Raw genomic sequence first — 15,774 nt, 5'->3', positions numbered from 1 at the left:
TAAAACCTATTTAACTATTCGAGTTCTTTCCATTGACAGAGAAGAACTCGAATAGTTAAATTTTAAATCAAAGGACGCAAACGTTCCAATAATTTTTTAGTAGCAAAAATACCCTCTTCCTCACTCAACTTACTTCCCTCATATTCAATCCCCACATAACCTTTGAATTTTGCTTTTTTAACAATCTTCAACATACGCTCATAGTCAATTTGCGTTTCATTACCATTGGCATCAAAATCATGTGTTTTGGCACTCACACCATGCGCATAAGGCATTAAATCCGTTACACCTTGGTAACGATCATACTCATAGAAATTACCAAGATCGGGTAAACTTCCACAATATTTACTACCCACTGCTTTTAATGTATTGGCCAACCAGTCACCATGCGAAGAGATACCACCATGGTTTTCTACAATTATGCTAATGCCCGCTTTTTTACCGATATCAGATAGTGTTGTTAAACTTTCAACAACACGCTTACTCACTTCCTCAGGCGTTCCTTTTCCAGCCGCATTGACACGAATGGCATGACAACCTAAGAAATTAGCTGCAGAAATCCACTTATAATGGTTTTGCACAGCTTGTTTTCTCTTTGTTTCATCTTCGTCACCGAGATTTCCTTCACCATCAATCATAATGAGTACATTACGTACACCATTATCTTTCGCGCGCATATTTAGCTCAGTAAGGTAATTATTATCATTAGCCTTATCCTTAAAAAACTGATTCACATATTCCACCCCATAGATACCGTATTTTTTGGCAGCCAATACTGGAAAATCCAAATTGTTCAAATCTCCCTTAAACAAGGATTTATGCAATGACCATTCAGCCAAGGAAATGTCAAACCAATCTTTCTTTGCTACCGCAAAACTCTCCAATGAGGGAGCTAATGCTATACCAGCAGATGCTAGCGCAAGGTTTTTAAGAAAATCTCTTCTTGAATTCATGTGTTTAGATTTAATGTGTTATTTAAATATTTCCCCAGCCAGTGGTCAACACATCAACGAGGTGCATCGTCTGAATGGGTAATTTATGTTTATCGATATAAGATTGAAGCTGTAGCAAACAAGATGAATCAGTGGAAATAATATAATCCGCATTCAGATCAAGTGCATTGCGCACTTTTTGCTCAGCCATTGCTGCGGATATTCCTTCGAATTTAACGGCAAAACTTCCCCCAAACCCACAACATGTCTCGCTATCTTTCACCTCCACCATCTCCAAACCTAAGACCTTACTCAATAATTTCCGTGGTTCCTCTTTAATTTTGCACTCTCGCAAAGCCGAGCAAGAATCATGGTATACCGCAACACCCTCCAATTCAGCTCCAAAATACTCTTTTTTTAGCACGTTTACTAAAAAATCAGAGATTTCCATCACCTGTTGTTGTATTTTATGACATTGATGGGAATCTGCCGAATTTGCGAATAAATCATTATAAGCATGTCGTACCATACCAGTACAGGACGCCGAAGGAGAAATAATCACATGATCTCCCGAGAAGTCACCTAAAAACTTCCGTCCGACCTGTTTCGCATCATCCCAAAATCCAGCATTATAGGCCGGCTGGCCACAGCATGTCTGCTCAGGATTATAGACGACCTCGCAACCGACTTTTTCTAATAAACGAACCGTATTAAAAGCGGTTTCAGGGTAAAGCTGATCTATAAAACAAGGAACAAAAAGTTCTACTTTCATATGCAATTCAATCAATAAAATTAAGATTTATTGGATACTAATATCCGGACCAAAAGTAACAATCCAATTACAAAAAATAAAGAAAGAACCAATGCGGAATACCGAATATTGTGTGTAACCTGCTCTATAAATCCAAATGAAAATAATCCGATAACGATCGCGACCTTTTCTGTAACGTCATAAAAAGAGAAGAAAGCAGTCGTATCTTTGATATCTGTCGGAATTAACTTAGAATAGGTTGAACGTGATAAGGACTGAATTCCGCCCATAACTAACCCGACCAGTGCAGCAATAATATAAAACTGCAGTGGAGTAGATAAATAAAATGCTGCAATACAGATGCCGATCCAGATCATCACCACAACGATCAACACCTTAATATTTCCAAAAAGCGTAGATAAATAAGACATTAAAAATGCACCTAAGATAGCCACGAGCTGGATGAGAAGAATTGTCGCAATCAACCTTTCTGCGCCTAAATGCAAAATTTTCTCTCCAAAAGAAGAGGCTACAATCATCAAGGTCTGAACACCAATTGCATAAAAGAAAAAAGCCGGCAAAAACTGTTTTATTTCTGGAATACCTTTGATCTTTTGGATAACATGGCCGAATTCATCCCGTACATTCTGTACAAAACTCTTACCGGTGTTATTCTCGGTCGCATCAATTTTAGGCAGGTATTTAAAAGGGATCATTGAAAACCCAAGCCACCACAATCCGACCATTAGAAACGATATGCGAGCCGGTAGTGAAGCATCTGTAATACCAAACCATTCAGGTTTAAGCACCACTATAAAACAAAGAATCTGTAAAGTAACACAGCCAATATATCCATAAGCAAAACCTTGCGCACTCACCTTATCTTGTTGATCGACAGTCGCCAAAAGCGGTAAATAAGAATTGTTAAACAAAACACCGCCAATATACCCCATCGCCGCAAGAACAAAACATATGATACCAATTTCCAAGGTTTCAAGCTTGAAGAAAAATAAGCACATACATGCAACCGCTCCAACATAGGTAAAGAATTTCATAATCTGTTTCTTTTTCCCCTTTGCATCAGCGTAGGAAGAAATAAAAGGCAAAGAAAAAGACATCAGCAAATAGGCAAAGGCCAAAGAAAAATTGGAAAGTGCGGTATTGACGACTTCAATCCCAAAGAAACGAACAACATCACCATGCTCTTTTGTCGTCGTAATTGCGGTATAGTAAACAGGGAATATCGTGGAAGTAATAACAAGGTTGTAAGCAGAATTGGCCCAATCGAACATGGCCCAAGAACGAATCAATTTTTTATTGTTTTTTACAATTGCTTCCATTTAAATTGGCTTAATAAGTTTGACGAATATAAGTAATTATTTTAGCCATTTCTTTACGAATTACACTTGCTCGATCATCTATATAATTATTGTTCATAAAAGAAAATGCCAAGCGCCTTCCTGTCCGCGTAATCAGATAACCGCTCTGATTATAGACAGATGTAATCGTTCCCGTTTTAGCAAAAACAAACGGTTCACCGAGATCTTTGCTATAGGTACGTTTTAGGGTGCCATCGACACCTCCAGCCGGAAAAAGACGGAAACGCTCTTGCTCATCCGGCAACTTATTTTTCAGGAGGACCAATAGATCTACATTATTCTGCGGAGTCACCTTGTTATAGGACGACAGGCCCGATCCATCAAATAAGGCGACCTCAGCTGAAAAGTATTTATAAACGTTATTCTTCATCCAGTCCCGTACCAAGTAAGTATCAAATTGACTGAATTGTTTCCACGAACACATCATCAAAAACTGTTCAGCAATAAAATTATCACTTGGCAACATCATTTCACGGATTAAATTTTTGGTACTGCCGGAATAGAGTATCTTGGTATTGCTTGGTTTTTGGTAAGATAGTAAGGTGACGGATTTACCTAGACTGTCCGCCAATAATTTAATAAATAAGCTATCAGAATAGATAAATGGAACTTCATTGACATAACCGCTCGGAACGGGACGTTTGGACATCCAAAAGGAATTTGCATGAAATGAGCGGGAAAGTTCAAAATCACCGACCTTAGGTTCCGGCAAAAAATCCAGTGAATTTTGAAAACTTGCTGGAGAGGTCGATAGATAATTATAACCTTTTTGTCGAAAAGTGACCACATTGCCATAAATAGGAAATGTACTGATTTCAGGTTGATAGTAAGCCTCAAAATCTTCCATAGCCCAACCATGCGCAAAGAACTTATTCTTCATTGTTCCTGGCACAACAAAAATGCGTTTATTCGTATTTTTCAAAAAGTTGTATACTACCCGGGTATCTAAACGATTATGCAGAAAGGTCGGATCACCAGTCCCCCAGATAAGCAACGAGTCTCCGCGTTCCACATACTCCAAACCAGGTATTGAATCGCCCAACAGTGCCAGTGCAGCATAGGTGGTATACATTTTCGTATTGGAAGCCGGCGTAAAATGCTTATTGCCGTTTATATCCATGACATATTTATTGGCATTGAGGTCGTATAAAGAAAAACCAACAAAATGATCATTTAATATTTTAGATTCTTGAAATAGCTGATAAACATCCTCAAAGCTCTGAGCCTTCGCTACAAAAGTAGCAGCGGGCAGAAACCAAAGCAGCAATAATGCACTTAAAATTTTTTTCATCAGTTCAAACATACAAAAAACTGCATGAACTCCCTTTCGTCTATTGCCAAAATTCAGATACAAATCCTTAAAAAGGAAAGGGGAAGACAACGCCTCCCCCTTTCCTTTTTAAAACTATCAAAAATTAATATCCTTGATTTTGTGTCAGAGCTCCACCACTTCTGTCAATCTGCGATTGTGGAATTGGGAAGTAATCATTTTGTGGTTTATAGTTTAAGCCTTTATAACGTGACATAAAACCCCCTTCAAACGTTGCGTAGCTTTCCAATACAGTTTTCGCCTCACCCCAACGCACGAGGTCATAGAAACGATGTCCTTCCATCGCTAATTCTAAACGACGTTCAAAACGAACAGCTTTGCGCGCATAATTTTGGTCTGGGAAAGAAGTATAGGGTTTAACAACATATACTGCCGCCGCAACATTATCGCCAGTCGTTTTTGGAGGTAATTTTGCCGCACGTTCACGAACTGCATTTACGAGATTCATCGCTGCACCTAAGTCGCCCAATTCAACTTGACATTCCGCTGCCATTAAAACAACATCAGCTAAACGAATAATATTAACATCCAAGTCAGTAATATATGCCGCTCCTGACGCCGTATGTGTCGCATGCAGACTCTTCGGAATCATTGTTTTTATACCAACAAATGGTCCTCCCGAGCTCACCTCACGAATCCATGCATCGCCTGGCATGACACCATAATCATAGAAATTTACACCTCTACGACCAACCGTATAGTCCAACCGTGGATCAAAACGAAGCGTCACATCAAGTTTGTATGTTTTCTTTGCCTCATCAGACAAACCGAAATCTGATTTATATGGATTATTGCGATAAGAACCGTCCAACAATGGTAAGCCATTTGCATCAACTTTATACGCATTGACCAAATCAATGGTCGGTTGATAGAAACCGCAACAACCTACAGGATTACTTCCGTTTAATCCAGACAACATATCGCCAACATTGGCATTGTCGCCAGATCCATCTGGGTTAATCACATGTTTAGATACCAGTAATGCCTCTGGGCCATCTTTTGTAAGTACGTCAAAGTTATTTTGGTACGGCATCGTACGAAGATCCTTTGCACCGATAACGTCTTTAAACAAGGCCAATGCATCAGCATATTTTTTCTGGTATAAATAAACCTTACCTAAATATGCCTTAGCGATATTTTTATCCATACGGCCTGATTGTTGGTTGATCTTAGTGGCAGGAAGATTATCCACTGCAAATTTCAGATCGTCGATGATCTTAGGCAGTACATCATCTTTATTAGGTTTAACCTTGGCCTCATCCACCGTCATAGTCTCATCCACGTAGGCTAAGTTTTTGAAAACACGCCAGAGGTAAAAATAATAATGTGCACGCAATAACCTGGCTTCACCTTGAATTTGCTTTGCACGGTCCGCAGTCACTGTTTTTGCACCTGCCTGATCCGCATTCAAAAGTCGTAACGTATTATTTGCTCTGAGCACACCCTCATAGTATACCTCCCACATCTGGCTCAGGTTATCATTAGAACTATTTGGTGTATGAAACTCGATCATATTCATATTAGGTTGATCCGTAGCTTCAGAACCTTTATGGGCGTTATCCCCCGCAACCTCTCCAAACAACCACTGGCTAGGTGCTGAAGAATAGTTTCCCCAAGTACCATTGACATTGCCATTTAAAATGCCGTATGCACCAATCAATTCAGCTTCAATACCCTTTGAGTTAGCAACCTGCGTGTCAGACAACTCCCCCTGTGGAATACGTTCCAGGAAAGATTTACCACAAGAAGATAGCAAAGCCATTGATATTCCGAGAACGACGATTATATTTCTTTTTTTCATTTCAATCAAATTTTAACTTAAATCATTAAACCTTAAAAACCAAGACTCACACCCAACATATACTGACGTGCTTGTGGATACACTCCGAAGTCTACCCCCAAAGCAGAATATGTTGAAGGTGTTGCACTTACTTCTGGGTCTAGGCCTTGATATTTTGTGATTGTAAATAGATTTGTTGCACCAATATAGGCACGCAATTTTTTGATACCGGTATTATTACCGAACACCTTATTTGTATCAAAATTATATCCAACCTGCAGATTCTTCAACTTTAAGAAGCTCGCATCCTGAACGTAATAGCTCGAAGAAGCATATTCGTACGCCGATGCCCCCACCACTTGCGACGGAATCATGCTTGAAGGATTTGTTTTGGCATCCCATGCGTCTAAGACACGTACACTTTTTTGGCCTCTAAATACGCCAAAATCCGTAAAATAACGCGTCGCCTCATAATTTTGGTTACCCTTTGACCCATAGAAATAAGCCATAAAGTCAAAATTTTTATAAGATGCATTGATATTGAATGAGTACACAAAATCAGGATGTGGACTACCTATGATCGTACGATCGCTGGCATCGATTTTTCCATCACCGTTAATATCCGCAAATTTAAGTCCGCCTGCTCGCGATTTTCCATCCTCATATTTGGCCACGCTTGCATTTGACATATCTGCATCCGAATAGATACCGATTACCTTATAACCATAAAAAGCACCAATTGGCTCTCCTGGTTTTAAGATAGAAGTTTCCATACTTCTAAAGCTACCGTAAACCTGTTGAGTAACAGAAGGCGCCAAGGCAACAACTTTGTTCACGTTTCGCGATATTGTAGCCGACAGATCGAATTTAAATTGGCTTTCTTGACGTCTTCCATAATGGTAATTCAATGAAAACTCAACCCCTTTGTTTTGCATATCACCAATATTTACATAAGGTGATCCCGCACGACCGGCGGCAACAGCAGGTAATGGTAGCAGGTATAACATGTCTTTCGTTTTCTTGTTATACCAGTCGAAAGAACCATCAAAGTCACCTTGGGCAAGCGTAAAGTCCAAACCAATGTTCAATGCGGATACTTGTTCCCATTTTACATCAGGATTATTATACGCATTCTGCCACATACCGGATGTTAAACTTCCATCGATTGGATAAGAAGAAGAATTAATAGCAACTTGATAGCGATTTAAATATTGGTTAGCTGGAATACGTTGGTTACCCGTTACCCCATAACCTGCTCTGATTTTTAGGTCAGAAATCCATGAAACGCCTTTCATGAACTCTTCTTGCGACAAACGCCAAGCCGCACTCGCCCCTGGGAACGTTCCATACTTGTTGTTCGGTCCAAAGTTAGAAGAACCATCGCGACGTACAGTTGCACTTAAGATATAACGATCTTTGAACGAATAATCCACTTTTCCAAAGATCGAAAACAGTGATCCAATTGCACCCGAACCATCACTTACACGACCTGTAGATGCAGCACCCAAATAGAGATAATCAAGACTTGACATCGTGAAAAAGCCATTTCCTTTTCCTGAAATTTGTCTATTACGATTTTGAATTGCCTCTGTACCCGCAAGAATACTTAACGTATGCTCGTCATTAAATGTCGCTTTGTAATTTAATGTATTTGTCCAGGTCCATTCTTTATTCAATCCAAAATATTCATTTATTCCATTATTAAAACTTCCTTCTGTAAATTCAGGATTTGGATAAGTATAAGAAACACCATTGTAATTCTCATACTTCATACCAAAGCTGCTTCGGAAGGTCAAACCTGAGACAATATCAAATTCACCGAAAACGTTACCGAAAAACATATTGCTCTTGTTTCTATTGTCTTTTGCACGGTAAGCAATAGCTACCGGATTTTCACCATTACCAAATTGGCCACCAACGGATCCCGCAAAATTTCCACCTTCATCATATACTGGAATAATATTGTGTATACGATATGCAAAACCTAATGCACTACCTTCACCGATATAATCACCAGCAACATTGGTATTTACACCTACACCAAATCCCTCCGTAAAGCTATATTGCATATTCTCCCCAAAACGCAATTTATTGTTGAAAGCCGAAAAACGCGTATTTGAACGAAGATTGTATTTTTCGAACCCCGTGTGAATAATTGTCCCTTTTTGTTTCAGATAACCACCAGAAATCGCGTATGAAGCGTTCTCTCCGCCGCCTAAAACACTAAGCTGATGTGATTGTGTGGGGGCATTTTGAGACAAAGCATCAAACCAGTTCGTTCCGGCCTTATTTGCTTTCGTAATCTGATAGAAGTCCGAACGGCTGCTTGCATCGTATTTATATTTTGACATATCGATATCCGCTGCAGTGATTACATCTTTACCGCCTACTTTAGGTCCAGCGATAAGATAGTCCGGAAGCACATTATTTGTGCCATTTAATCTATTTTCTATATCCAAAGTTTGTTGTGGAGACAACATTTTTGGAAAACGTGAGCTGTTTGGTACTTGTACACCATAGTAAGAATCAAGGTTAAATTGAGGTTTTCCCTCTTTACCAATTTTAGTTGTAATAATTACGACACCGTTGTTTGCGCGTGAACCATAAATTGAAGCTGCTGATGCATCTTTTAACACCTGCATTGTTTCAATATCATTTTGATTCAACCAGCTTAACTTTCCTTCATAAGGCACTCCATCAATAATGTAAAGGGGTTCATTGTTGTTAATCGTACTATAGCCACGAATTTTAATCTGTGGTGTAGAACCAGGAGCGCCGTCCACTACGATCTGAACCCCTGTTGCTCGCCCTTGCAATGCCTCAACAGCACTCGCAGCCGGTGTGGTCTTCAATTCCTTCACATTGACAACAGCGACCGCACCTGTTAAATCTTTCTTACGTTGTGCCGAATAACCTGTCACAACGACCTCTTCCAAGGCGTCTTCTGAACTGCTTAACGAAATTGAAAGATCAGCTTTCGAAGAAACAGTAATCTCAGTGCTTTTGTACCCAATGTAACTGATGATCAACACATCGCCTACTTTACTTTGAATAGTAAATGCACCATTCTCGTCGGTCGACGTCCCGGTACTACTTCCCTTTACTTTAACAGAAACGCCTGTAATACCTTGACCTGTAGCAGCATCCTTCACGATCCCCTTGATAGGCGTCTGTTGTACACGCTTTGTTTTCATTAATGAAACGACTTCAACTTTGCCATGGCTAACTAATCCACTGGCAAATCCATGAGTGGTCATTCCTCCCCCAATGAGAAGAGAACTCATAAGCAGAAACCTCTTATTGAACTTTTGGCCCAATATGAGATCAAAACAGCAATTTTTGTCCGTTTTTTTCATCATAATTTTACTAAATAGGTGGTTTAAAAAATTTATGTTTATTCTTTAGTTGTTTTAGCTGATATTGGTTTATTTAAGTTCTTGGTCATTTTTTTTAGGTCTGACGACAACAATGCGATATCGTTGACAGGTTCATTCCCCTTGGTTATTCATTTTTCACTTAATTTGGTTATTTTCCAGAAATGTTAAAATCTGTTAAATAAATGTAAAGAATAATAAATGTAAAAAAAAAGGAAAAATCTTAATTAATTCACAAAGTGCTATAAATCAAGTTATTGTATTTTATACACTAAGCCGAATTGCAATACTATTGTTACACAAGCACATCCTTTTGTTTTCGTTACCGAAAACCTTTCCCAAAATTCAATGTGCATTGTCAAATATTCTACAAATAGGTCCAAATAAGCTAAAAGCTCCTTATATTTGTTGTTGATGAATGTAAGTAATTTATTAGAACGGGCGCTCCGATTTGAGTTCCTATCCAAGGAAGAGGGTGTTTTTTTATATCAAAACGCACCTACAGCTGATTTGACTTTCGTAGCCAATGAATTGCGTAAAATACAAGTGCCACATGGTAAAGTAACCTGGCAGATCGACAGAAATGTCAATACCACCAATGTATGTATTGCAAATTGCAAATTTTGCAACTTTTTCCGCCGTCCCGGTCATGAAGATAGTTACATCACCGATATCGAAAGCTACAAGCAAAAGATAGAGGAAACTTTTAAGTACGGTGGTGATCAACTGCTGCTGCAAGGTGGCCATCACCCGGATTTGGGTATTGAGTTTTACAAAAACCTTTATAAGCAATTAAAAGAGCTTTACCCTACGCTAAAACTACATTCACTCGGCCCGCCTGAAATTGCGCATATTTCCAAGTTGGAGAACATGAGTCATATCGAAGTTTTGAGACAATTGAAAGAAGCTGGACTGGACTCTCTACCTGGAGCCGGAGCTGAAATTCTCAATGATCGCGTAAGACGTCTTATATCAAAGGGAAAATGCGGTGGTAAAGAATGGCTAGATGTTATGCGGGCAGCCCATAAAATTAATCTACCAACTTCTGCCACCATGATGTTTGGTCATATCGAAACAATAGAAGAGCGTTTTGAACATTTGGTGTGGATTCGCGAAGTACAGGATGAAAAACCGCAGGAATCCCATGGTTTTATAGCATTCATCCCTTGGCCTTTCCAGGATGATGGCACCTTATTGAAAAGACTTCGCGGTATTACCAATAACGTAACAAGTGAAGAATATATCCGCATGATTGCTTTGAGCCGCATTATGCTTCCTAATATCAAAAACATACAAGCATCCTGGCTCACTGTCGGAAAACGTACTGCTCAATTGTGTCTGCATGCCGGAGCAAATGACTTTGGTTCTATCATGATCGAAGAAAATGTCGTCTCTGCAGCAGGGGCCCCCCATAGATTCACATCTAAATCAATACAGGAAGCTATTTTGGAAGCTGGATTCAGTCCACAACTACGAACACAAAAGTACGAGTTCCGTGAGCTACCAGCCCATATGGTCGAACAGGTCATTAACTATTAATACGATACATTGAAAGACGTCATAAGAAATATTGAAGCAATTATATTTGCTTCTGCGGAAGGAATAGATCTTGCCGACATCAAACAGATTTTGCAGGAAGCATTAGCCATCGAAGTATCCAGAGACGAGCTACGTGACTTGATTAAAAAAATTGAAACGAAGTACCAGGATGAAGATTATGTACTCGAATTACGTTACATCAACAACGCCTATCAGTTTTTGACAAAAGCTGTTTATCATGAATCGATACAACAGCTCCAAAATCATAATAACAAGCGAAAATTAAGTCAATCAGCGCTAGAAACACTCGCCATCATTGCTTACAGACAACCGATAACAAAATTAGAAGTGGAGCAGATTAGAGGTGTCAGCTGTGATTACGCTATTCAACGTTTACTGGAAAAGAAGTTAATCAAAATTGCGGGAAAAGCAGATAGTATCGGAAAACCATTACTTTATGCAACAAGCCAACAGTTCATGGATCACTTCGGAATCAATGGTGTGAGAGATCTCCCACAATTAAAAGACATCGTTACCGAGGACAATGCGATTGGCGAAACAAATGAATAAATAAAATAAAATAAATTTTTATTTTCAAAATACAATTCAACATATTGATTAACAGAAAAATAAAGCTTAATAATTTTTTGAAAAAAAGTTTTAAAAAATAGTTTTCTTCTCTAATTTTACAACATTGAATAAGAAACAATAAAGTATTATTTTATGAACACGGCAACTTTAGCTAACGAAGATCTTGAAGAAGTAAAATTCGCATCTTTCAACGGTCCTGATGACGATGATGATGATTTCGATGATGATTTCGATTTACCTGAAATCGACTCGATTGGAGGATTGGATGACTTCGATGATGACGATGAATTTTAATATTTTAGTGCGATATAACACTACCTATTAAAACACCAGAGTATCATTAAAAAAATAAGGCGTTCAATCAAATTGAACGCCTTATTTTTTACTTTGCCTGATCGATCAATTTATGTAATTCCATCTTGGGAATCATGCCGCTTTGTCGCCATATTTGCTGTCCATTTTTGAACAGCACAAAAGTAGGCACGCCACTTACCTTATAAATCGAAGCAATTTTGGGATTTTTATCTACATCAATTTTAATGATGGATAGATCTTCCTGATAAAATTCCTTTACATCCTGTAAAATCGGCGCCATAGTCTGGCATGGACCGCACCACGTCGCAAAAAAATCCACCAAAACCAGCGAATTTGATTGAATAATCTGGTCAAAAGTAGCCATTATTGATTCTCCTTTACTTCTTCTTGCAATGCCTTATACCCACCTTGGATATTGCATATATGTTTAAATCCTTTAGCACTCAAAATAGATACAGCCACTGCACTCCTATATCCTGATTGACAGTGTACATACAGCTGTTTATTGTCTTTTTTAAGTGTAGAACCAAAATTAACGAAATCTGTTAATGGAATATTCATTGCATTGTCAATATGTCCATTACCAAATTCTTTATTTGTTCTTACATCCACAATATGACCTTGACCTGATCTTTTCCTAAATTCTCCTGCACTAATATTGCTCAATGAGACTACATCTTCGTTACTTTTCCAAGTTTCGATGCCACCATCCAAAACTCCAATAACATGAGTATAACCCAATTTTAATAAATGGTTGTAAACCGTATCCTGACTATCTATTTCTGTAATCAATAAAATTTTTTGCGCTTTATCGGGAAACACTTGTGCCAAAAAGTGATCAAAAGGACCTTTAAAGCCTATATTTATTGATTTCGGCACAAATCCTTGCAGGAATATATCGCCAGGCCGCGTATCAAGAACTTGAATAGCTGTTTCACGGCGCATTTTTTTAAATTCCTTCAATGTTAATCGTGGTAAATCTGAAGCGGGCTGCGACATCTCGGCCTGATGGTTCTTCGATGCTGCATGCAATTGCACTTGACCATTGAACAGTGCAAAACAGACCCCACATAATGTGATAAAAACGCTACGCATATATTTGACTATTTAAAAGGAATAAGCAGCTTTTCCAATTCCTCAATTTTACCATTGTATATATTTAAGTCCACATTGCCCTGAATGCCTCTGACAGAGCCTTTTTCAGAAAATTGCCAGAAAGCCCAATGCTCCTTGGGGTTCTCAACCCAAAAGTTGTAATTTGCAATCCATAGCGTATAAGCGGCAAACTCCTTTTCCAAAAAATCACTATAAAACTTATCTCCGGAGTAAAGAATGGGCTTTACTTTGTAGTGAGCTTCGACTTCTTCAAGCCAACGTTTTAGCCCAACTTTCAAGCTATCCATAGATTGTTGTTTTGGATGCTCCTCAATATCCAAGACCGGTGGAAGATCGCCAGGCTGTAATTTAACTTTTCGAATAAAATTCTTCGCTTGCTTTACCGAGTTTTCATTGGGTCTAAAATAATGATAAGCCCCTCTCAAAACCGCCCTATTTGCCGTTTTGCTCCAATTTCGACTAAACTTATTATCCATTCCTTTCTCACCCATTGTCGCCCTGATAAACACAAAATCTATCGGAAAATGATCATTGATTGTGCTTACCTTTTGCCAATCTATTTCTTCCTGGTAGGTAGACACGTCTATACCAAACACCTTATCATCGTGCTTGCTCATAATCTCAATATTTCGAATATCGTATTTAGCCTCCTTCGTCAGAGACTTGTCTTTGGAGGTAGCCACACGAAAATAGTATATAATTCCAGCTCGATAATGCCACATTACAAGACAGAGGAAAAACACCAGCATTCCTGCTATCATCCAGATCCACTTTGTTCCTCGGGCTTGACTTCCTTTTGTGCTTGTTTTCTTTCTTTTTAATCGCTGTTGTGCCATAGCACGATGAAGTTACGGCAATAGCAATTAACTCGCAAAATTTTCACAACAATTTATATTTTTGTGTATGATCGTGTACAACCCCAAAGACTGGCTTTCGGCAACTTTCAAGTTGCATAAATCAGATACCTTCAAAAAGTTACTGCCATTTCTTGTTTTAATCGCTTTTTATTCCTGGATGATTGCCTTTCTTGAATTGGAATACCTCAAATTAAATGAAAAGAGCTGGGTCAAAAACATTACCATTGTCCACAATCTTCTCGGTTTCGTTATATCGCTTTTACTGGTATTCCGAACAAACACAGCCTATGATCGTTGGTGGGAAGCCCGAAAGCAATGGGGTACATTGACCAATATAAGTAGAGCCTTTTCGTACAAATTAAATGCCATGCTGGATGTAGATGACAAAGTGAACCGTAGCTTTTTTAGAAAGGCAATCCCCCTATTCGCAGAGACACTATACGATTTTTTAAGATCGGATTACACCAAGTTTATGCTCGACGAAAACGAACACCCTGAGTTAAAAGCTTTGGATAATAAAAAACATGGCCCCAATCAAGTTTCTACCATGATCTTCCACAAAATCAATGATCTATATAAAGAAGGAACTATAAGTGGCGATCAGCTTATTATCCTTAATGAGGAAATTACTACTATGACACATGTTTGTGGAGCTTGTGAACGTATTAAAAATACGCCAATACCATTGGCATATAGTGCATTTATCAAGAAGTTCATTATCTTCTATACCATGACCCTTCCAGTAGGTTACGTTTTCTCCATCGGTTACTTTGTTGTGATTGCTGTACCATTTATTTTATATGTTTTAGCATCTCTCGAATTAATTGGCGAGTCCATTGAAGAGCCATTTGGTATCGACCAAGACGATTTACCGATCGACAAAATTGCGGCCAACATCAGGAAACACTGCCATGAGATTATCCCTGTATAGCCTTTTTTAAAAACAATCTAGCTCATTTTCAAACCCTAAGACTATCTATAGAAAATAAGTTTTGTAAATCTATTCGAAATTTCTACTTTTGTCGCGGAGAGTTGGCAGAGTGGTCGAATGCGGCGGTCTTGAAAACCGTTAACTGTCACAGGTTCGGGGGTTCGAATCCCTCACTCTCCGCAGAAAAAGCCTTTCAGAAATGAAGGGCTTTTTGCTTTATAGCTGGATTCAAAGCCCCAGCTGGCTGGGCTGCCAACACATCCCCATTCAATCTGGTTTACCAGCTATTCTCCCTATCAAAAAATCAATTTTCTTACAGCACTACACCATTCGAATTACCACATTGTTACTACGAGAAAACAACATTTTACGCAACTCTACCTTTCCCCATGCACGATTTTTAACTTTTTTCACTCTTTTATGTAATAATTTGTAATTCATAACATCTAATACGCAGAATATTCTAGGCAACCCTAATTATTGGTTTTATGTTCAATTCTTATGAAAACTATTGTTCTTCGTATCAATAAAGATTTACGGAACTATATATGTTATTTCATCAAACTCGGTATTTCAATACTTTTACTTATGATATACGAATCGGCATATACACAAAAAAATATGATTTTCAGGTCAACATCTATGGAAAAGGAACACCGATGAATCTTATCACAGGATATAGCTGTAGTGGAGCGTATGGACAGAAACCGATTTTCGTGTTAGGCAGTAAATACGAAACGCTGGAAAAATCACAGCAAATTCTTTCCCAACAATATAAGTATGTAAAAAAGCTAACTTTACACACTACCAACAGTAAGCATTTTAATATGTATGACCAGCCGATATGGTTTTTTGAACTAGACACATTTTTAAAATAAC

Annotated in this window: 14 protein-coding genes and 1 tRNA gene; 6 read left to right on the top strand and 9 right to left on the bottom strand. The window is 38.5% G+C overall.

From position 1 onward, the window contains the following. Positions 1-62: 62 nt before the first annotated feature. The 6 genes from B3600_RS12735 to B3600_RS12710 all read right to left on the bottom strand — a co-directional run bounded on the left by B3600_RS12735 (position 63) and on the right by B3600_RS12710 (position 9,531). Positions 63-953, bottom strand: coding sequence for a TIM barrel protein (locus B3600_RS12735; protein WP_286753181.1), 891 nt, complete (start codon positions 951-953; stop codon positions 63-65). Between the two features lie 22 nt (positions 954-975). Next, positions 976-1,704 carry a (Fe-S)-binding protein gene (locus B3600_RS12730; RefSeq protein WP_070566110.1) on the bottom strand — a complete coding sequence of 243 codons (729 nt, stop codon included), beginning with the start codon at positions 1,702-1,704 and terminating at the stop codon, positions 976-978. Positions 1,705-1,724: 20 nt separating this feature from the next. Next, positions 1,725-3,023 carry an MFS transporter gene (locus B3600_RS12725; protein WP_046672366.1) on the bottom strand — a complete coding sequence of 433 codons (1,299 nt, stop codon included), beginning with the start codon at positions 3,021-3,023 and terminating at the stop codon, positions 1,725-1,727. A gap of 10 nt (positions 3,024-3,033) precedes the next feature. After that, positions 3,034-4,353, bottom strand: a complete 1,320-nt coding sequence (locus B3600_RS12720; protein WP_239468749.1) for a D-alanyl-D-alanine carboxypeptidase — start codon at positions 4,351-4,353, stop codon at positions 3,034-3,036. Between the two features lie 124 nt (positions 4,354-4,477). Beyond that, positions 4,478-6,193 carry a RagB/SusD family nutrient uptake outer membrane protein gene (locus B3600_RS12715; RefSeq protein ID WP_070566116.1) on the bottom strand — a complete coding sequence of 572 codons (1,716 nt, stop codon included), beginning with the start codon at positions 6,191-6,193 and terminating at the stop codon, positions 4,478-4,480. A gap of 32 nt (positions 6,194-6,225) precedes the next feature. Further along, entirely contained in the window at positions 6,226-9,531 is a 3,306-nt protein-coding gene (locus B3600_RS12710; protein ID WP_286753180.1) for a SusC/RagA family TonB-linked outer membrane protein, read from the bottom strand. A 429-nt stretch (positions 9,532-9,960) separates the two neighbouring features. Here B3600_RS12710 and mqnC point away from each other — a divergent pair, with 429 nt between their 5' ends. The 3 genes from mqnC (at position 9,961) to B3600_RS12695 (ending at position 11,970) form a co-directional block, all read left to right on the top strand. Next, positions 9,961-11,085 carry a cyclic dehypoxanthinyl futalosine synthase gene (gene mqnC, locus B3600_RS12705; protein WP_070566118.1) on the top strand — a complete coding sequence of 375 codons (1,125 nt, stop codon included), beginning with the start codon at positions 9,961-9,963 and terminating at the stop codon, positions 11,083-11,085. Between the two features lie 9 nt (positions 11,086-11,094). Next, positions 11,095-11,655 (top strand): SMC-Scp complex subunit ScpB, encoded by a 561-nt coding sequence (gene scpB / locus B3600_RS12700; RefSeq protein WP_046672370.1) that lies wholly within the window; start codon positions 11,095-11,097, stop codon positions 11,653-11,655. Positions 11,656-11,808: 153 nt separating this feature from the next. Then, positions 11,809-11,970: a hypothetical protein gene (locus B3600_RS12695; RefSeq protein WP_167450446.1), complete on the top strand. Its 162-nt coding sequence runs from the start codon at positions 11,809-11,811 to the stop codon at positions 11,968-11,970. An 88-nt stretch (positions 11,971-12,058) separates the two neighbouring features. On the opposite strand, the gene trxA is transcribed toward B3600_RS12695, so the two are convergent. The 3 genes from trxA to B3600_RS12680 are packed head-to-tail and all read right to left on the bottom strand — an operon-like array spanning position 12,059 to position 13,943. After that, positions 12,059-12,355, bottom strand: a complete 297-nt coding sequence (gene trxA / locus B3600_RS12690; RefSeq protein ID WP_046672371.1) for a thioredoxin — start codon at positions 12,353-12,355, stop codon at positions 12,059-12,061. Further along, positions 12,355-13,086 carry a rhodanese-like domain-containing protein gene (locus tag B3600_RS12685; protein ID WP_112375588.1) on the bottom strand — a complete coding sequence of 244 codons (732 nt, stop codon included), beginning with the start codon at positions 13,084-13,086 and terminating at the stop codon, positions 12,355-12,357. Before B3600_RS12685 ends, trxA begins: the two co-directional genes overlap by 1 nt. An 8-nt stretch (positions 13,087-13,094) precedes the next feature. Next, positions 13,095-13,943, bottom strand: a complete 849-nt coding sequence (locus B3600_RS12680) for a glycoside hydrolase family 25 protein (RefSeq protein WP_070566122.1) — start codon at positions 13,941-13,943, stop codon at positions 13,095-13,097. Positions 13,944-14,010: 67 nt separating this feature from the next. On the opposite strand from B3600_RS12680, the gene B3600_RS12675 reads away from it, so the two are divergent. From B3600_RS12675 to B3600_RS12665, 3 genes are all read left to right on the top strand, one after another. Then, positions 14,011-14,895 carry a bestrophin family protein gene (locus B3600_RS12675; protein ID WP_070566124.1) on the top strand — a complete coding sequence of 295 codons (885 nt, stop codon included), beginning with the start codon at positions 14,011-14,013 and terminating at the stop codon, positions 14,893-14,895. 95 nt (positions 14,896-14,990) lie between these two features. Next, positions 14,991-15,075: transfer RNA gene (locus B3600_RS12670), tRNA-Ser, on the top strand. A 368-nt stretch (positions 15,076-15,443) separates the two neighbouring features. Then, entirely contained in the window at positions 15,444-15,773 is a 330-nt protein-coding gene (locus B3600_RS12665; protein ID WP_201638670.1) for a hypothetical protein, read from the top strand. The last annotated feature ends 1 nt before the right edge of the window (position 15,774 follow it).

The sequence above is a fragment of the Sphingobacterium sp. UBA2480 genome (assembly GCF_002341965.1).
In the GTDB taxonomy this organism is placed as follows: domain Bacteria; phylum Bacteroidota; class Bacteroidia; order Sphingobacteriales; family Sphingobacteriaceae; genus Sphingobacterium; species Sphingobacterium multivorum.
This window is presented reverse-complemented; position numbering and strand designations above follow the sequence as displayed.

Coding starts and splice junctions, on each gene's coding strand:
- B3600_RS12695 (WP_167450446.1), top strand. CDS start 11,809: ATGAACACGGCAACTTTAGCTAACGAAGATCTTGAAGAAGTAAAATTC.
- B3600_RS12685 (WP_112375588.1), bottom strand. CDS start 13,086: ATGCGTAGCGTTTTTATCACATTATGTGGGGTCTGTTTTGCACTGTTC.
- B3600_RS12675 (WP_070566124.1), top strand. CDS start 14,011: ATGATCGTGTACAACCCCAAAGACTGGCTTTCGGCAACTTTCAAGTTG.
- B3600_RS12715 (WP_070566116.1), bottom strand. CDS start 6,193: ATGAAAAAAAGAAATATAATCGTCGTTCTCGGAATATCAATGGCTTTG.
- B3600_RS12730 (WP_070566110.1), bottom strand. CDS start 1,704: ATGAAAGTAGAACTTTTTGTTCCTTGTTTTATAGATCAGCTTTACCCT.
- B3600_RS12680 (WP_070566122.1), bottom strand. CDS start 13,943: ATGGCACAACAGCGATTAAAAAGAAAGAAAACAAGCACAAAAGGAAGT.
- trxA (WP_046672371.1), bottom strand. CDS start 12,355: ATGGCTACTTTTGACCAGATTATTCAATCAAATTCGCTGGTTTTGGTG.
- B3600_RS12725 (WP_046672366.1), bottom strand. CDS start 3,023: ATGGAAGCAATTGTAAAAAACAATAAAAAATTGATTCGTTCTTGGGCC.
- B3600_RS12710 (WP_286753180.1), bottom strand. CDS start 9,531: ATGATGAAAAAAACGGACAAAAATTGCTGTTTTGATCTCATATTGGGC.
- B3600_RS12665 (WP_201638670.1), top strand. CDS start 15,444: ATGTTATTTCATCAAACTCGGTATTTCAATACTTTTACTTATGATATA.
- B3600_RS12735 (WP_286753181.1), bottom strand. CDS start 953: ATGAATTCAAGAAGAGATTTTCTTAAAAACCTTGCGCTAGCATCTGCT.
- mqnC (WP_070566118.1), top strand. CDS start 9,961: ATGAATGTAAGTAATTTATTAGAACGGGCGCTCCGATTTGAGTTCCTA.
- B3600_RS12720 (WP_239468749.1), bottom strand. CDS start 4,353: ATGAAAAAAATTTTAAGTGCATTATTGCTGCTTTGGTTTCTGCCCGCT.